We start from the raw sequence: 16,196 nt of genomic DNA on the forward strand, positions 1-16,196 counted from the left end.
AAAAGAGGCTTATGGTTAATAAAAACTAGAGGGGGAGTCTAATTATTCTTTAACTACTTTTAAGTTTTCTACACTTCCATTGCTTTTTACTTCTACGAAGTAAACACCAGATGCAAGATTTGAGAAATCTACTTGAGTATTGTTTTCGCTTATACTTACGTTAGCAACTTTTTGACCTGTTACATTGTAAACAGCAACCGAGTTAATCGTTTCTTTAGTATTTAAGTTTAGTACATCTTTCACAGGATTAGGGTAGTAAGAAACAATTGTAGTTTCTAATGTAGTTGTTCCTAGTATTAAGTCGTCAAGATTTACAATCCATCCCTCTGCAAACATTGGAGGTCCGTTTACCCAACCTACCACATAATTTCCGTTTGGGGAAACTGCAATGGCGGTACCCATCATTCCATCGTGAGTATTAATGGACACGCCCAAATCTGATAGCACGTCTTTCAAATATACTGGTTGGCTTCCTAAATTGGGATGGTAAATAATGGCTTCCCTTACCTGAAAATCCACGTCGTCATAACCCACGGCAATGCCATTGTCAGAAATACTGGTGAAAGTTGCCGAATTACCGCTTGGGGCTGCAAAAGTTGTAAAGGTCTCCGTTGCCAAATCAAATATAAAAGGCTGGCCATCAAAATCGCCCACCATGATATTTGAGGAATTTATATCGTTTATTGCATTAACTTGTATGGTTGGCGATTGGCCGTCGGGAATCAAATTAATTTCCCCATCTTTATTAAAATATGCAGGAACGCGCAAGGTTCCGCCACTGTTGGGTTGGTCCAACCAACCGCCAACAATACCGTCGTTATTCACGGTATAGCCTGCCAATGCCTCGCCATTTGGATCGAATATTTCAAAAAGTTCCTGGGTTTCGGTATCGTACAAAAACGTTCCGAAATCACAACACCCTTTGCTCATTTGCCCTGTAACGTATTTTCCATTGGGAGAAATGCCATAGGTGCTAAATGAAGATTCCGAAGGATTTGAATCGGGAAACCAACCAATGGGTACCCAAACGTTGTCTTTCTTTACTGCGGGCTGAAGGATAAAATTAGGTTCGTCATAATACATGGAGCCCGATACCTCGCCATTATTGTTTATGGCGTTAAGCCCGGTGGCTTCCGGTTCAATATCGGTCAATGCATCTGTTCCAAAATCATAATATTGGTCTTGCGTTATTCCTGTCCCGCTATCGTTAACATCGTTAAAACGAGTACCCATTTCGGTAAGTATTTTTAATTCTACTTGCGCTTGCGTATTAGAGGCAAAAAAAAGTGCAGCTCCTAAAAACAAACTTTTGATTAAAAAAGTATTTTTTTTCATTCTTAAATTTTAGATAAATTAAATTGAGTTTAACGATGTCGAATGTAGGCTATATTTTTCTTTAATAAAAAGGTAGTCCTTTTTAAATTCACGAAATTTGAAAGGATAAAATCCTTTCAACAAACTAATTTACAGGTGTTAAACGTCAAAAGAGGATTTGATAGACTATGCCTTCAAAGTTTCTAATTTTTCCTTGGCTTCTTTGTATTTTTTATGATTTTTAATACTGAGACTTCCAAAAATTATAATTGAAGTTAATATTAATACTATTAGTACCCACCAAACAATATTTAAATTTGATAGTGTTTTTTCAGTGGATGAGTAACTTTCTTCAATTAGATTATTTATTGAAGAGTTAATAGTTGTTTGCTCTTTTTCACTAATTCGCTTTTGGACTTCTGAATATTTTTTGAAATATAAATTGTAAAATTTATGATCGTTTATTGCGAGATAATTATCGGATAAGTTTTTATAGATACCTTGATTTAAAATTAAATCGCCAACATTACTTGAAGCTTCCTCAGCTTCCTTTAATTCTTTTATGGCTTTGGTATATTTTCCCTCAATTGTATAAACTTCACTTAAACCTTTTTTAGCAAAAGCATATAAACTTTTTGCGCCAACCTCTTCTGCGTAGATTATTGATTTATTGAAATTAACTCGAGCCGAATCAACTTGTGAAAGCTGAAGAAAACAATTGCCTTTGTTGTAAGTGATTGTACTCAAGTTAGCAATCATTGTTTTGTCTTCAGATTTTTTTTCGAACTCATTAAAAGCTTTTTCAAAATAGTTTAAAGCAATTTCGCAACTCATCTGCTCACGATAAATAAAGCCGCGAATAGTGTAGTTGTATCCCAATAAAGAAGCAAGGCTATCTGGATTAGTAATTTGTTTAGACAATTGTAGTGCCTCATCTAAATACTCAATAGACTTGTCGTATATTCGAAGTTGCTGATGTTGCATCCCTATTGTATTCAACACGTTTATACGAGTTCTTATACTGCTTATTTCATTTAAAAATTCACGGGATTTTAAAGCGTATTCAAGCGATTTTAAATTATCTCTTTTAGAAAGGTAAGCGTTGCTTATAAGCATTAAAGCGTTAACCTTAGTTTCTGGCTGTGTTGCTTTTAGATATATTTCATTCCCAATTGAAATAGCCTTATTTGGATCTTCAAATATTTTATTCTTTGAGGCAGTTATACTACTATCTAACTCTTTTTGAGCAACAGAATTCATTCCTGATAACAACAGAAGAAAATACAAAACGACTTTTAAAAAACCTTCTATTCTCATGCCGATTCTTTTTGATGTTGTAGGTAATTCATGAACTTGGTAGGAGAAATACCGGTAACCGATTTAAAAACCGTAGTAAAACTGCTGTGTGATGAAAAGCCACATTCTTCGGCTAGATAGCTTATTTTATAGTTGAAATAAATGGGATCTGTTTTAAGCTTTTCTATGATGTAGTTGATGCGCAGTTCGTTGATGTATCCATTAAAGTTTTTTCCTTTATGCCTATTAATTACTTCTGAGAGATATTTAGTATTTGTATCAAATTGAGAAGCTAATAATGCAATACTCATGTCTTGTTTAGTAAACTTTTTCCCCATTTCAAACTTAGAGAGCTTTTGAAGAAGCATTTGCTCTGTTTCTACTGGGATAATAGAACTTTTATCAATGTTCTCAACTTTAGGTTGATGTTTTTCATCAGTTTGTTTAGGAGAAATATATTTATAAATCGTTAAATATTCTTTCGCTTTTGAGGTGTACATATAATTTATACTAACACCGATTAAAATCAGTAGAATTAATAAACCAGCTAAAACGTAAATTGAAGTATAAGATTCATGAACTTTACTTTCTGAAATTTCATTTAAATATGAATTAATGAAATTAAAGACTGTATTTGTAGCTAGATTTTTATCGGTTACAATTTGTGTTGAAACCAAATTTGATTGCTGTTTGTATTTAAAGAAGCTATCAGTGTCTTCCAGAGCTAAATAGCTTAGAGATAAGCCTTCTAAGCTTTTATTTTTGAATTGAATATTAGGGAGGTTAATAGAAAGCGCTAAAGCATCTTCAAAACTTGAAATAGCTTTTTGGTATTCCTTGTCGTGAAAATATTGTCTTCCAATAATATCTAATACTTGTATCTTTTCAAAATCGGAAGTGCTTATTGATTCAAAATCTTTTAAAGCTATATCATTTGGCTGTAGTTTTTCACTTTTTAGCAGCAAATCAAACTTTGCAATTTTAATTTCATTTTTTGATATACTATCTTCAGTTTTATAAATTAAAGACGCTGCGTTTTTTAAGCTTTTATCAGCTTCCAAATACTTGCCACTTTTTAGAAGTACAAGAGCATCGTCTTGTTTTAACTTTCCATCAATTTTTAAGATAAGTTCATTATCTTTTGTTTGCTTTTTTAAGGAAATTAGTTCGTTTGCATATTTTTTAGCTACAGTTTCTAAATCTAGGATTCGCAGCAATTTTATGGCGAAAACTAGGTTTTCAAACTTTATAGCCTCATCGTTAGTCTTTTGAGCAAGAACTTTAGCTTCCAAAGCATTTTTTATTGCTGTGTTGTAGATTCCACGAACGTAATAGCTCTTAGCAAGTATTAATTTAGCTTGTGCGTGAATTTTATCGCTTTCATTTTGGGAAACTATATACGAAGCAATTTTTCCTGCCTGTTCAGGATGAGAATACGTAGAAGCATTTGCTTCATTTAACAGATCATTAATGGCAATATTTTCCTGAGCATGGGTCGCAGCAGAAATAAAAAAAGCCATTAAAAAAGTGAATAAAAATCGCATAAAATAGAAAATAGCCTATTAGTACTAGTTTACCTCAAAGTTACCATTTTCAAAAACAATGGCTTTTACTTCTTTCTAACAAAAAACGCTACAATTGCTGCAGTTACTAACCCAAAAATTAGAGCTCCAATGGGAGACTGCCATAGATAAGTAGTAAGCAAAACGTACTCATTTGCATCCGATTGCGTCATACCTGCATTTTTTGTGGAGTAATCCATAGCATTAAAAAATAACTCAGGAGTAATATAATTATTTATAATATAACTGCTAATAGGAGTGAGGAGGGCTATAAAAACACTCAAAATTGCTCCTGAAAGAAATGCTTGAGGCCAAGTCATTTTTCTGTCGTAAACTCTTCTTCGTTTTTCTCTTATTGCTAGTAAATAAATAAAAACTGCGAAAGGACTAAATAATAATGTCAACCACCACTGATCTGCAATTCTTTCTTGATGCCATCCAAGTGTATTTTCTAAAAGCATCCAAGCTAAAAGTGTAATGCTATAAATAAAAGCCCATTTTATTTCTATATAAATTTTTTTCATCGCTCTTATTTTGAGAAAATTCAACTAAAGATAGCTTTTTTAAACATAAAAAATCCCGAAAAGAATAGTTTCGGGATTTAATATTTTATAAGAAATTAATATCGATTATTCATTTACCAATACCCAATCACCCTTATCAAGCATTGGTATGGCTTGTTTGTATTTCAGGGTCTTGTTTTCGCCGCTCATAACGTGTTTGATGGTTACTTTGTCGTTACGATTGATTTTTGGGCGTTCGCGTACAATAGTTTCAGTTACCTGCTGCTGTTGTGATTGCGTATTTCCGGCCGCACGAGATTGAGCAGCACGCTCGTCCATATTTGGGATTTCGTCTTTCTGTTCGCTTAGTTTTTCTTTACGTCTAACTTCACGTGCCTCTTGAATTTGCTGTTGGTTTTCTTGTGGTAGCTCACCTTTGAATAAGAAAGAAATAACATCTTTATTTACTTTCTCAATCATCTCCTTAAACAATTCAAAAGCTTCAAACTTATAAATTAATAAAGGATCTTTTTGCTCGTGAACCGCAAGTTGTACCGATTGCTTAAGTTCATCCATTTTACGTAGATGTGTTTTCCAAGCATCGTCTATAATAGCAAGGGTGATGTTTTTCTCAAAATCGTGAACTAATTGCTTTCCTTCAGTTTCATATGCTTTCTCAAGATCTGTAGCAACATTTAGTGTTTTTACGCCATCTGTAAATGGCACTAAAATTCGCTTGTATATATCTTTTTGAGTTTCGTAAACATTCTTAATTACTGGGTAAGCCATTTCAGCGTTACGAGCCATTTTATCTTGATAGTGAACATAAGCAGCTTTGTAAACTTTACCTGCAATTGTCTTACTATCCATTTTCTCAAATTCCTTTTCAGTTATTGGAGAACTCATTGAGAAGTAGCGAATAAGTTCGAACTCAAAATTCTTGAAATCTTGAGCCAGTTTGTTAGACTCAGTGATCACTTCAGAAGTATCGAAAATCATATTTGCGATATCTACTCGAAGTCTGTTTCCGAATAATGCGTTGTAACGACGTTTGTAAACAACTTCACGTTGAGCATTCATTACATCATCATATTCAAGTAGTCTTTTACGAACACCAAAGTTGTTTTCTTCTACTTTTTTCTGAGCACGTTCAATAGATTTTGAAATCATTTTATGCTGAATAACTTCGCCTTCTTTCAGGCCCATTCTATCCATCATCTTCGCAATACGCTCGCTTCCGAATAATCGCATTAGGTTGTCTTCCAACGAAACGTAGAATTGTGAACTTCCTGGGTCTCCCTGACGACCACTACGACCACGTAGCTGTCTATCAACTCGACGTGAATCGTGACGCTCGGTACCTATAATTGCTAGTCCACCGGCATCTTTTACTTCTTTGCTTAACTTAATATCGGTACCACGACCTGCCATGTTTGTAGCAATAGTTACAATACCAGCTTTACCAGCTTCAGCAACGATATCTGCTTCACGTTTGTGAAGTTTCGCGTTAAGTACGTTATGAGGAATATTACGAATACTCAACATTCTACTTAATAATTCTGAAATTTCTACGGAAGTAGTACCAATTAGTACAGGACGCCCTGCTTGTGAAAGTGCAGTAACCTCTTCGGCAACAGCGTTGTATTTTTCACGTTTAGTTTTATAAATTTTATCCTCGCGGTCAAAACGTGCAATTGGGCGGTTGGTTGGAATTTCTACCACATCAAGTTTGTAGATTTCCCAAAGTTCTCCTGCTTCTGTAACAGCTGTACCCGTCATTCCTGACAGTTTGCGATACATACGGAAATAATTCTGAAGTGTAACTGTCGCAAATGTTTGAGTCATTGCTTCAATTTTCACATCTTCTTTCGCTTCAATTGCTTGGTGAAGTCCATCACTGTAACGACGACCATCCATTATACGACCGGTCTGTTCGTCTACAATCATAACTTTATTATCCATCACAACATATTGATCGTCTTTTTCAAAAAGCGTATAAGCTTTTAAAAGCTGATTCATAGTATGGATACGCTCACTCTTAACAGAAAATTCGCGGAAAAGCTCTTCTTTTGCTGCTACTTCTTCTTCTTTTGAAAGACCTTTAGCTTCAATTTGAGCTATCTCTAATCCTATTTCTGGCATTACGAAGAAATTAGAATCTCCTTCGCCTGATAGGTAGTCTACACCTTTGTCGGTAAGTTCTATCTGATTGTTTTTCTCATCAATTACGAAATAAAGCTCGGCATCTACCTTCGGCATTTCGCGATTGTTGTCACTCATATAATGATTCTCCGTTTTCTGAAGAATTTGCTTAACACCTTCTTCTGAAAGGTATTTAATAAGTGCCTTGTTTTTTGGTAAACCACGATAAACACGTAGTAATTGGAAACCACCTTCTTTTTCGTTTCCTTCTTTAATAAGTTTTTTCGCTTCGGCTAAAACACCTGTTAAGTATTTTTTCTGAACCTCAACGATATTATTAATCTGTGGTTTAAGTTCGTTGAATTCGTGACGATCACCTTCTGGAACTGGTCCTGAAATAATAAGTGGTGTACGAGCATCGTCAATTAATACAGAATCCACCTCATCGACAATTGCGTAGTGATGTGGGCGTTGAACAAGATCGTTTGGTGAGTGAGCCATGTTATCACGTAGATAATCGAAACCAAACTCGTTGTTTGTTCCGTACGTAATATCGGCTAAATATGCTTTTCTTCTTTCTTCAGAGTTTGGGCGGTGATAGTCAATACAATCCACTGTCATTCCGTGGAAATTAAATAAAGGTGCCATCCACGCGCTATCACGTTTTGCAAGATAATCGTTTACGGTTACAAGGTGAACTCCATTTCCGGCAAGTGCATTTAGGTACATAGGTAGGGTAGCAACTAATGTTTTACCTTCCCCAGTTTGCATTTCTGCAACTTTTCCTTCGTGAAGTGCAATACCACCAATTAGCTGAACATCGTAATGCACCATATCCCAGGTAATAGGTTTTCCGGCAGCATCCCAAGAGTTTTTCCAAATAGCCTTATCGCCATCAAGTGTTACATAGTCTTTACTTGCTGAAAGCTCGCGGTCGAAAGGTGAAGCGGTAACTGTAATTGTTTCGTTGTTTTTAAAGCGTTTTGCGGTTTCTTTCATAACAGCAAAAGCTTCAGGAAGAATTTTGGTAAGAGTCGCTTTTTCTACCTCGTAGCGATCGTCTTTAAGTTTATCAATTTGATTATAGATTTCTTCTTTTTTATTGATGTCTTCTTCGTTTTCAGACGCTTTTTCAAGATCATCAATTTGCTTTTGAATATCGGCTTGAGCGTCTTTTATTTCTTTTTTGAAGAACTCTGATTTTGCGCGTAGCTCATCGTGGGATAATTTTTCAAGGGCTGCTTCGTGTTTTTTTACTTCGTTCACCAACGGTTGTATTTGGCCGATGTCTTTTTTAGACTTATCGCCAACAAATATTTTTAATACATTATCTAATATTCCCATGATATTAATTTATTTTGAAGTGATGCAGATGCAGAGCACTATTTCGTCAATGTTGAATTATTTTAGAATCCTACATTTGTGAATCTGCAATAATTAATTTTTCACCAAAAATACACGAATACTATATTTTGAATTCGTAAATAGTGGTTTATTTTCAATAAATTTTGAATAAAAAAAAAGCCCCTTTGAAGAGACTTTTTATATTATTTTTTAATGTTTCCCAAAATGTTTTGGGTATTAATACTCATCCTCGTTCCAAAGGTAATCGTCGTCGGTAGGATAATCCGCCCAAATCTCTTCAATAGAGTCGTAAGAGTCGCCTTCGTCTTCAATTGCCTGAAGGTTTTCCACTACTTCTAGTGGAGCACCAGTCCTGATCGCGTAATCAATCAATTCATCTTTGGTTGCGGGCCAGGGTGCATCGCTTAAATATGATGCTAATTCTAATGTCCAGTACATAGCACTTTAGGTTTTAGTTTTCTGCAAAAATAATTTTTTAGTTTAGAAAGTCAAGTAAAAACTAAATTATTTCTACAATATTTTAAAGAACGTTTTTTAAACTTTGATTATCAGGCAGTTGCATATAGCATTGTTAATAAGTTATTTTTGCTAAAATGCTGTTGTTCTGCTTTTTCTAGTTTTTAATTAATTCTATTATAATTTTTCCGGAATCCACTTAGTTTCTTCCGCGTTGCTATCCTTAGACAACTTTCGTGCCAGTACAAATAGGTAGTCAGATAGTCGGTTTAAATACATAAGCACACGGTCGTCAACAGGTTCATTTTCATTTAAAAGCGTTGCTCGACGTTCAGCTCGACGGCATACCGTACGGGCAATGTGACAATATGACACTGTAGTGTTGCCACCTGGCAAGATGAAATGCGTCATAGGGGGTAGTACATCATTCATTTTGTCCATTTCTGTTTCCAATAGCACTATGTCTTCTTCTTCAATTTTAGGGATGTTTAACCGCTCTTTTCCACTTTTTAAAGTAGCTTTTGCAGGATCAGTAGCTAAAATTGCTCCAAGTGTAAATAATCTATCTTGAATAAATGTGAGAATTTCTTTACTACGAGAATCGATATCTTGTGTGCGAATTAACCCTAAATACGAATTTAGTTCATCTACAGTTCCGTAGCTTTCAATTCTAATATTGTGCTTGGGAACGCGTGTGCCACCAAAAAGAGCGGTAGTACCTGCATCACCAGTTTTTGTATATATTTTCATTTTAATTGTAATCTTGTTAGTGATTACCAAATTTACAAAATACTATACTAAATAGTAAGTGCTTTGGTGTAAGAAACAAATTAGTGTGTAATTGTATAAAAGGTTAATCTAATAAATCTGGCCTGCGTTCTTTTGTGCGTTTATAAGCTTGTTCTTCACGCCATTCTTCAATTTTTGCAGCATGACCACTAGTAAGAACTTCTGGCACAGTCCAGCCTTTGTATTCTGCTGGACGGGTATAGATTGGCGGTGCTAATAAATTATCTTGAAAAGAATCTGTCAATGCACTAGTTTCATCACCTAATACCCCAGGAAGCAATCTGATAACTGCATCACAAACTAAGGCTGCTGCAAGTTCGCCACCGCTTAACACAAAATCGCCCACAGAGATTTCTCTAGTGATTAAATGATCGCGAACACGTTGATCTACACCTTTGTAGTGACCGCAAAGGATAATAATGTTTCCTTTTAGCGAAAGCTCATTGGCAACTTGTTGGTTAAAAGTTTTCCCATCTGGCGTCATATAGATTATTTCGTCGTAATCTCTTTCTGCTTTTAATTCAGATATACATTTATCAATAGGTTCAATCATCATTACCATTCCTGCACCACCACCAAATTGATAATCGTCTATTTGTTTATAGGCATTAGTAGACCAGTCGCGTAGATTGTGGGTGTGAACTTCCACTAATCCTTTTTCTATAGCACGTTTTAAAATAGATGCCTCAAACGGACTTTGAAGTAATTCAGGTAGGACGGTAATTATATCGATTCGCATTGGGATGATCTTAAATGATATGTGATTTTAATTAGGGTAAAAGTAAGGAATTGGCTCTTAAAATCAACCATTCTTGATTTCTCGTTCCTTCTTACGTCTAGCGCGTTCTTCATCTCGCGCTTTTTTACGTAACTCACGTTTTTGTTGTGGCGTGAGTTTCATAGGTTTATCTTTAATTTCATGGTTGGTTTTAGAAAAAGTTTTTAACCACGCATTTTTAAAAATGTCTTCAAAACTTGACCAAGCATCAGAATTTTCATTTTTTAAACTTCCTTCAAAAAACACTTTTAGTTCGAATGTTTCAAGGTTCTGATTCTTTAAAATAAAATTAAAAAACTCAGAATATCCATCCCAGATTTCAACTGTAAAGTTTTCTGCGTTTCCCGTTAATTGCGTATTTGAAAATATTGGCTTAACATAACCTATTATGTTTTCGTTTATAACAGTTATCTCACTTTTTACACTGAAATTACCTTGCTTAAATTCTAAACCTGTGTAGTGATTTGTGAAGTTATTTAAATTGCTTGTTTCTGTGTTGCCTACTGTGAAAAACAAATCCATGTCAGGGATTTTTTTTGAAAAATTCATATAACCTTCCAAAAATACCTTTGCATTGCTAGGGGTGAAACCTGATGCTCGGATAGGGGAGTTTAGTAGTCTTTTCTTTTCAACAACATTACTCAAATTGTCGGTGTAAAGAGCTATATCGTTAATTTCAAAAAATATGTTGGGTTGCTCATAATCTTCCAAGAAAGTCAATTTTCCCTGTTTAACTTCAAGACGGTTAATGTCTATCATTATGAGCTCTTTAAAGATTTTTGGCCAATCATTTACGTTTATTCCATTTGTTTCATTTTCTTTTAAAGAAAAAGCGACTTCTGGATTAGTCAGAACAACATCACTTACTAACTTGGTTTTAAACAGCGTCTTCCATTCAATAGAAATATCAGTTTTAGGTATGCTAAGAAGGGGCTTTTGAGATTTTGTAGTGTTTTTATTTAAGTGTAGTCCTTTTATAGTGTAAGCCCCGCGAAATATAAAAACATCGACATCCACCACTTCACCGTAATACCCTGAAATATTATTGAGAGTTTTATTTAAATGATTTTTTAAGAAAAAAGGAAGGTATAAGCGAAAAGCGAAAATTAGAATTAAAAATGCTAATGGAATTATGAATCGCTTTTTTTTGAAGTAAGATCGCTTTTTCTCTAGTGACATGAAAGTCTAAATATAAATCAAACAAATTTGAGAGAAAGCCTAATAATTCTCAGTTAATGAACTCATAAAAAACTTTGCGTCCTAATGATTTCGAGATAATGATTTATCACAGAATCAGTGAGGACGCAAAGATATAAACTAAGGGAATTTAAAATTTACCCTTGTATTTAGCTACTAGTAATAAGTAAATCTTCTTACTTGAGCGATGTATTTCGCTAGGCGAATTACTTGGTGGCTATAACCGTATTCGTTGTCATACCAAATGTATAGTACAACGTTTTTACCATCTTCAGTAGCGATAGTTGCATTGCTATCGTAAATAGCAGGGGCAGAAGAGCCAACAATGTCGCTAGACACTAACTCATTGTTTAATGAGTATTTAATTTGCTCAACTAAATCACCTTCTAAAGCGTATTTCTTCATTACAGAATTAATATCTTCAACTGAAGTTGGCTTAGCAAGCTCAAGGTTTAATACTACAAGTGAACCATTTGGAACAGGAACACGAATAGCGTTACTTGTAAGTTTACCAGCTAATTCTGGTAATGCTTTAGCAACAGCACTTCCAGCACCAGTTTCAGTAATAACCATGTTTAATGCAGCAGCACGACCACGACGGTATTTTTTGTGCATATTATCTACAAGATTCTGGTCGTTTGTGTATGCGTGAATAGTTTCTAAGTGACCACGAACTACACCGAAAGAATCTTCTACCGCTTTTAGAATAGGCGTAATAGCGTTTGTAGTACAAGAAGCAGCTGAGAATATATCAGTTGTATTAGGATCGTGTTCGTTTTGGTTTACACCGTGAACGATATTTGGAACTCCTTTCCCTGGAGCAGTTAACAATACTTTTGAAGCACCTTTAGCTTTTAAGTGACGGCCTAAAGCTTCTTTATCACGGAAAGCTCCTGTGTTATCAATAATTAAGGCGTCTTCAATTCCGTATTTAGTGTAGTCGATATCTTCAGGGTTATTTGCTGAAATGATATGAACTGTAGTACCGTTAATGATTAACGCGCTGTTTTCAAGATCTGTACGAACAGTTCCTGGGAATTCACCGTGAACAGAGTCGTTTTGAAGTAATGAAGCTCTCTTGTCTAATACAGTTTGATCTACGTTTCCGCGAACTACAATTGCACGAAGGCGAAGTTGGTTACCTTGACCAGTACGACCCATAAGCTCACGAGCTAATAAACGACCAATACGACCAAATCCATAAAGCACTACGTCTTTAGGAACAACAGTTTTAGCTTCTTTTGCATCTTTTAGTTTTGCTGATACAAACGCAAGAGCGTTTGAATACTTGTCGTCCTCCAAGTGGAATTCGTAAGTAAGTTTTCCAATGTCTAATTTAGCTGGTGGAAGGTCTAACGTTTTTATTGCTTGAGCAATTTCAACAGAGTCAAAAATTGAAATTGGCTTTTGTACAAATTCACCCGCATATTCGTGAAGGTTTAATATTTCGCTCACATTGCGGTCTATAAGTTGGTTGCGGAAAAGCACCAATTCAATGGATTTATCGTACCAAAGGTCGCTAATGATTTTAATAAATTCTACTGAAGCTTTTCGGCGATCAGTTTGAAAAGACAGTTCTTTTTCATAAACGTCATCAAAACTCATAAGGAAGGATTTAAGGGTTTAAATTTGTTGCAAAAGTACTCTTTTTCATCATTTTGAAGAAATATAAACAGTAAATAAAAACCTGTGACTTGAAAAGTATTTAAAAGACTATAAAAGAACAGTCGAGAACTAAAAGTTAAATACAACTTATACGTTCTCGACTGCGTTCAACCAACTACAATTTTTTCATTTAGTTGATTTAATTTTTCTCAGAAAACAATCTATCTAAATATAAAGGTGTTAATACTTCCCGCTGTATCCATGAAAGTCATTTTTATAGGGGTACGGGTGTTGCGATTCATCATAATTCGCTTTACATCATCAATGTCTTTTACGGTTTCATCGTTGATTTTTGTAATTATTATGCCTTCAAGCTTGTATTGAGCGATTTCAGGGGTAAGTGCACGAGTTACAATTACTCCGTTTTTAAGTCCGCGTTCTTTTAATTCTTCAGCAGTAATATTCTTTACTTCTAATCCTAAATCATCCATTGAAAATGTTTCTAGCTTTATTAGTTTAACTGCTAGAGTTTTTTCATTTCCGTTGCGAAGTACAGTAACTTCAACCACATCGTTAGGTCTTTTAGAACCTAAATACCCTGAAAGATCTGCAAATTTTGAAACTTTAAAACCATCTAATCGCTTAATAACATCACCTTCTTTTATTCCAGCTTTGTCTGCACCGCTTCCTTTTTCTATGCCTCCAACAAATACTCCTTCTGTATCGTTTATTCCATATTCTTCTGCGATTTGAGGATTTATGTTGCCAACTTGGATTCCCAAAATTCCGCGTTGTACATTTCCATATTCAAGAATATCTTCAATTACTTTTCGTGCATTGTTTGAAGGTACAGCAAAGGAGTATCCAACAAAACTTCCAGTTTCTGAAGTTATTGCGGTGTTTATTCCAATTAATTCACCTCTTGTATTCACCAAAGCACCACCACTATTTCCGCGATTTACAGCAGCATCAGTTTGAATGAACGATTGTGGATTCCCGTCAAATTGATTTAAATCACGTGCTTTAGCACTAATAATTCCAGCTGTTACTGTTGAAGTAAGATTAAATGGATTTCCTACTGCAAGAACCCATTCGCCAATCTTTATATTGTTTGAATCTCCAAAGGGGATAAAAGGAAGTTTTTCATCATCATCAATTTTTAAAAGCGCAATATCTGTTGAAGGGTCTGTACCTATTAGTTTTGCTTTATACACCTTATTGTTATTTAAAGTAACCTCTAGATTTGAAGCATTGGCAATTACGTGGTTGTTGGTAATAATATATCCATCAGGCGAGATAATCACTCCGCTACCACTACCTACCATAGCTCGTGGCTGACCACCACCTTGAAAAAACTCGAATATATTGGTAGGTTGTCTACTTACTGTTATGTTTTTTACGTGAACTACTGCGTGAACTGTTTTTTCGGCAGCTTCGGTAAAATCGGTACTCATTTCAGCTGCAGTTCCTAGATAGGTAGTAGGGATAAATTTTGATGTTTCTTGCGGAGCAAATGAAATACGCTCTTCGTCTTCTAGATACTTATAGCCTCCTAGTGTAATGGCGCCCGCAAATAGCGCTACTAGAAATAAACGGAATGTTTGTTTCATTGTATAACATTTTTTTAATTAATACTAATTTTTTAAATCAAATGAGATTTTGATTTTCGCTGTATCATTCGGCAATTCAGATGTTTCTTGTCTAAGAGTAAGATATATTGAAAAATCATTTTGCTAACGAATTTTATCACAGCTTAACAAATTTAACATGCATAGCCTGAAAATAGTGTGCCATAAAACCTCTTTTAACTTGTATTTAACTCAATTACTATCCTCCAACTCGTAGTGGCTTTTTATATCTTTGCGCGGATATGGAATTCACCTTTTACAAATACCAAGGAACAGGAAATGATTTTGTGATTATAGATAATCGCGATTTGTTTTTCCCGAAAGAAGATACAGCTCTTGTAGCAAAAATTTGTGACCGTCGTTTCGGCGTTGGTGCAGACGGCTTATTATTATTAGAAAACAATCCATCGGCAGATTTTACAATGGTGTACTATAATAGTGATGGAAACTTAAGTACAATGTGTGGTAACGGAGGAAGATGCATAGTGCACTTTGCAAAGTTTTTAGGGATTATTTCAAAAAACACAACTTTTGAAGCTGTAGATGGTTTGCATGAAGCAACAGTTGAAGATGATTGGGTTTCTTTGAAGATGAATGATATTGAATCAATAAATACTTCAGAAAATTATACCTTCTTAAATACGGGATCGCCACATCACGTTCAATTGGTTTCCAACCTTAAGGCATTCAATGTTTTTGCACAAGGAAAAGAAATCCGCAATAATATTTATGGTAAAGAAGGTTCAAACGTAAATTTTGTTGAACAAGAAAATCCTGACACTTTTTCAGTTAGAACTTTTGAGCGCGGTGTAGAAGATGAAACACTGTCTTGTGGAACAGGAGTTACAGCTGTAGCAATTGCAATGTTTGAAACTGGAAAGACATCCAATAACAATATTTCATTAATCACCCCAGGAGGAAACCTTCAAGTTAGTTTTGAAAAAACTGCTAAGGGTTATGAGAATGTATATTTAGAAGGGCCAGCAACTCAAGTTTTTAAAGGAATTTGGAAATGAAGACACTAATAGGAGAGAATTTATATTTACGTGCTTTAGAACCTTCCGATATAGATTTTCTCTATATTTTAGAAAACACTGAGTCGCTTTGGGAGGTTAGTAATACTACTACACCTTTTTCTAGATTTATTCTACAACAATATTTACAAAACAGTCATCGCGACATTTACGATGTAAAGCAATTGCGTTTAACAATTTGTAAAACTGATGATGAATCCATTATCGGCTTTATAGATCTTTTCGATTTTGATCCCAAACATCAAAGAGCAGGAGTGGGGATTGTTATATTTTCAGATGAAAATAAACGAAAAGGTTTTGCTTATGAAGCGTTAGAGCTAACCTGTAATTATGCTTTTAAGCATTTAAATCTTCATCAAATTCACGCAGGAATTACTGAAGATAATATAGGGAGTATGAAACTTTTTGAAAAAGCAGGTTTCTTACAAAACGGAATTAAAAAAGATTGGATTTATTCCGACAGGAAATTCAAAAGTGAATATATTTATCAACGCATTCAAGATTAACTTTCGTTAGGCACTGCCAAT

At 34.8% G+C, this 16,196-nt stretch carries 13 protein-coding genes; 2 read left to right on the forward strand and 11 right to left on the reverse strand.

The window, feature by feature from the left end; translation table 11 throughout:
• Positions 1 to 42 precede the first annotated feature (42 nt).
• The 11 genes from FHP04_RS06010 to FHP04_RS06060 all read right to left on the reverse strand — a co-directional run bounded on the left by FHP04_RS06010 (position 43) and on the right by FHP04_RS06060 (position 14,617).
• Positions 43 to 1,335 carry a T9SS type A sorting domain-containing protein gene (locus tag FHP04_RS06010; protein WP_139855099.1) on the reverse strand — a complete coding sequence of 431 codons (1,293 nt, stop codon included), beginning with the start codon at positions 1,333 to 1,335 and terminating at the stop codon, positions 43 to 45.
• A 165-nt stretch (positions 1,336 to 1,500) separates the two neighbouring features.
• On the reverse strand, positions 1,501 to 2,631 hold the full coding sequence (locus FHP04_RS06015) for a tetratricopeptide repeat protein (RefSeq protein ID WP_139855100.1): 1,131 nt from the start codon (positions 2,629 to 2,631) through the stop codon (positions 1,501 to 1,503).
• Positions 2,628 to 4,130: a helix-turn-helix domain-containing protein gene (locus FHP04_RS06020; RefSeq protein ID WP_158319120.1), complete on the reverse strand. Its 1,503-nt coding sequence runs from the start codon at positions 4,128 to 4,130 to the stop codon at positions 2,628 to 2,630. The genes FHP04_RS06015 and FHP04_RS06020 overlap by 4 nt, the downstream gene beginning before the upstream one ends.
• Before the next feature lie 89 nt (positions 4,131 to 4,219).
• The gene (locus FHP04_RS06025) at positions 4,220 to 4,696 is read right to left on the reverse strand and encodes a DUF4199 domain-containing protein (RefSeq protein ID WP_139855102.1); all 477 of its coding nucleotides are present in this window, start codon (positions 4,694 to 4,696) and stop codon (positions 4,220 to 4,222) included.
• Positions 4,697 to 4,801: 105 nt separating this feature from the next.
• Complete coding sequence (gene secA, locus FHP04_RS06030; protein WP_139855103.1) at positions 4,802 to 8,161, reverse strand: preprotein translocase subunit SecA; 3,360 nt, start codon at positions 8,159 to 8,161, stop codon at positions 4,802 to 4,804.
• 237 nt (positions 8,162 to 8,398) lie between these two features.
• Positions 8,399 to 8,620, reverse strand: coding sequence for a DUF2795 domain-containing protein (locus FHP04_RS06035; RefSeq protein WP_014782927.1), 222 nt, complete (start codon positions 8,618 to 8,620; stop codon positions 8,399 to 8,401).
• A 195-nt stretch (positions 8,621 to 8,815) separates the two neighbouring features.
• Positions 8,816 to 9,388, reverse strand: coding sequence for a cob(I)yrinic acid a,c-diamide adenosyltransferase (locus tag FHP04_RS06040; RefSeq protein WP_139855104.1), 573 nt, complete (start codon positions 9,386 to 9,388; stop codon positions 8,816 to 8,818).
• A gap of 103 nt (positions 9,389 to 9,491) precedes the next feature.
• Complete coding sequence (gene trmD, locus FHP04_RS06045; protein WP_139855105.1) at positions 9,492 to 10,166, reverse strand: tRNA (guanosine(37)-N1)-methyltransferase TrmD; 675 nt, start codon at positions 10,164 to 10,166, stop codon at positions 9,492 to 9,494.
• A gap of 63 nt (positions 10,167 to 10,229) precedes the next feature.
• Positions 10,230 to 11,384: a DUF748 domain-containing protein gene (locus FHP04_RS06050; protein WP_139855106.1), complete on the reverse strand. Its 1,155-nt coding sequence runs from the start codon at positions 11,382 to 11,384 to the stop codon at positions 10,230 to 10,232.
• Between the two features lie 174 nt (positions 11,385 to 11,558).
• Complete coding sequence (locus tag FHP04_RS06055) at positions 11,559 to 13,007, reverse strand: glyceraldehyde-3-phosphate dehydrogenase (RefSeq protein WP_139855107.1); 1,449 nt, start codon at positions 13,005 to 13,007, stop codon at positions 11,559 to 11,561.
• A gap of 221 nt (positions 13,008 to 13,228) precedes the next feature.
• Positions 13,229 to 14,617, reverse strand: coding sequence for a trypsin-like peptidase domain-containing protein (locus FHP04_RS06060; RefSeq protein ID WP_139855108.1), 1,389 nt, complete (start codon positions 14,615 to 14,617; stop codon positions 13,229 to 13,231).
• Between the two features lie 260 nt (positions 14,618 to 14,877).
• On the opposite strand from FHP04_RS06060, the gene dapF reads away from it, so the two are divergent.
• The gene (dapF, locus tag FHP04_RS06065) at positions 14,878 to 15,651 is read left to right on the forward strand and encodes a diaminopimelate epimerase (RefSeq protein ID WP_139855109.1); all 774 of its coding nucleotides are present in this window, start codon (positions 14,878 to 14,880) and stop codon (positions 15,649 to 15,651) included.
• Positions 15,648 to 16,175: a GNAT family N-acetyltransferase gene (locus FHP04_RS06070; protein WP_139855110.1), complete on the forward strand. Its 528-nt coding sequence runs from the start codon at positions 15,648 to 15,650 to the stop codon at positions 16,173 to 16,175. Before dapF ends, FHP04_RS06070 begins: the two co-directional genes overlap by 4 nt.
• The last annotated feature ends 21 nt before the right edge of the window (positions 16,176 to 16,196 follow it).

Source organism: Aequorivita sinensis, from assembly GCF_006346335.1.
In the GTDB taxonomy this organism is placed as follows: Bacteria; Bacteroidota; Bacteroidia; order Flavobacteriales; family Flavobacteriaceae; genus Aequorivita; species Aequorivita sinensis.

Coding starts and splice junctions, on each gene's coding strand:
- FHP04_RS06040 (WP_139855104.1), bottom strand. CDS start 9,388: ATGAAAATATATACAAAAACTGGTGATGCAGGTACTACCGCTCTTTTT.
- FHP04_RS06015 (WP_139855100.1), bottom strand. CDS start 2,631: ATGAGAATAGAAGGTTTTTTAAAAGTCGTTTTGTATTTTCTTCTGTTG.
- dapF (WP_139855109.1), top strand. CDS start 14,878: ATGGAATTCACCTTTTACAAATACCAAGGAACAGGAAATGATTTTGTG.
- trmD (WP_139855105.1), bottom strand. CDS start 10,166: ATGCGAATCGATATAATTACCGTCCTACCTGAATTACTTCAAAGTCCG.
- FHP04_RS06070 (WP_139855110.1), top strand. CDS start 15,648: ATGAAGACACTAATAGGAGAGAATTTATATTTACGTGCTTTAGAACCT.
- FHP04_RS06010 (WP_139855099.1), bottom strand. CDS start 1,335: ATGAAAAAAAATACTTTTTTAATCAAAAGTTTGTTTTTAGGAGCTGCA.
- secA (WP_139855103.1), bottom strand. CDS start 8,161: ATGGGAATATTAGATAATGTATTAAAAATATTTGTTGGCGATAAGTCT.
- FHP04_RS06025 (WP_139855102.1), bottom strand. CDS start 4,696: ATGAAAAAAATTTATATAGAAATAAAATGGGCTTTTATTTATAGCATT.
- FHP04_RS06035 (WP_014782927.1), bottom strand. CDS start 8,620: ATGTACTGGACATTAGAATTAGCATCATATTTAAGCGATGCACCCTGG.
- FHP04_RS06020 (WP_158319120.1), bottom strand. CDS start 4,130: ATGGCTTTTTTTATTTCTGCTGCGACCCATGCTCAGGAAAATATTGCC.
- FHP04_RS06055 (WP_139855107.1), bottom strand. CDS start 13,007: ATGAGTTTTGATGACGTTTATGAAAAAGAACTGTCTTTTCAAACTGAT.
- FHP04_RS06060 (WP_139855108.1), bottom strand. CDS start 14,617: ATGAAACAAACATTCCGTTTATTTCTAGTAGCGCTATTTGCGGGCGCC.
- FHP04_RS06050 (WP_139855106.1), bottom strand. CDS start 11,384: ATGTCACTAGAGAAAAAGCGATCTTACTTCAAAAAAAAGCGATTCATA.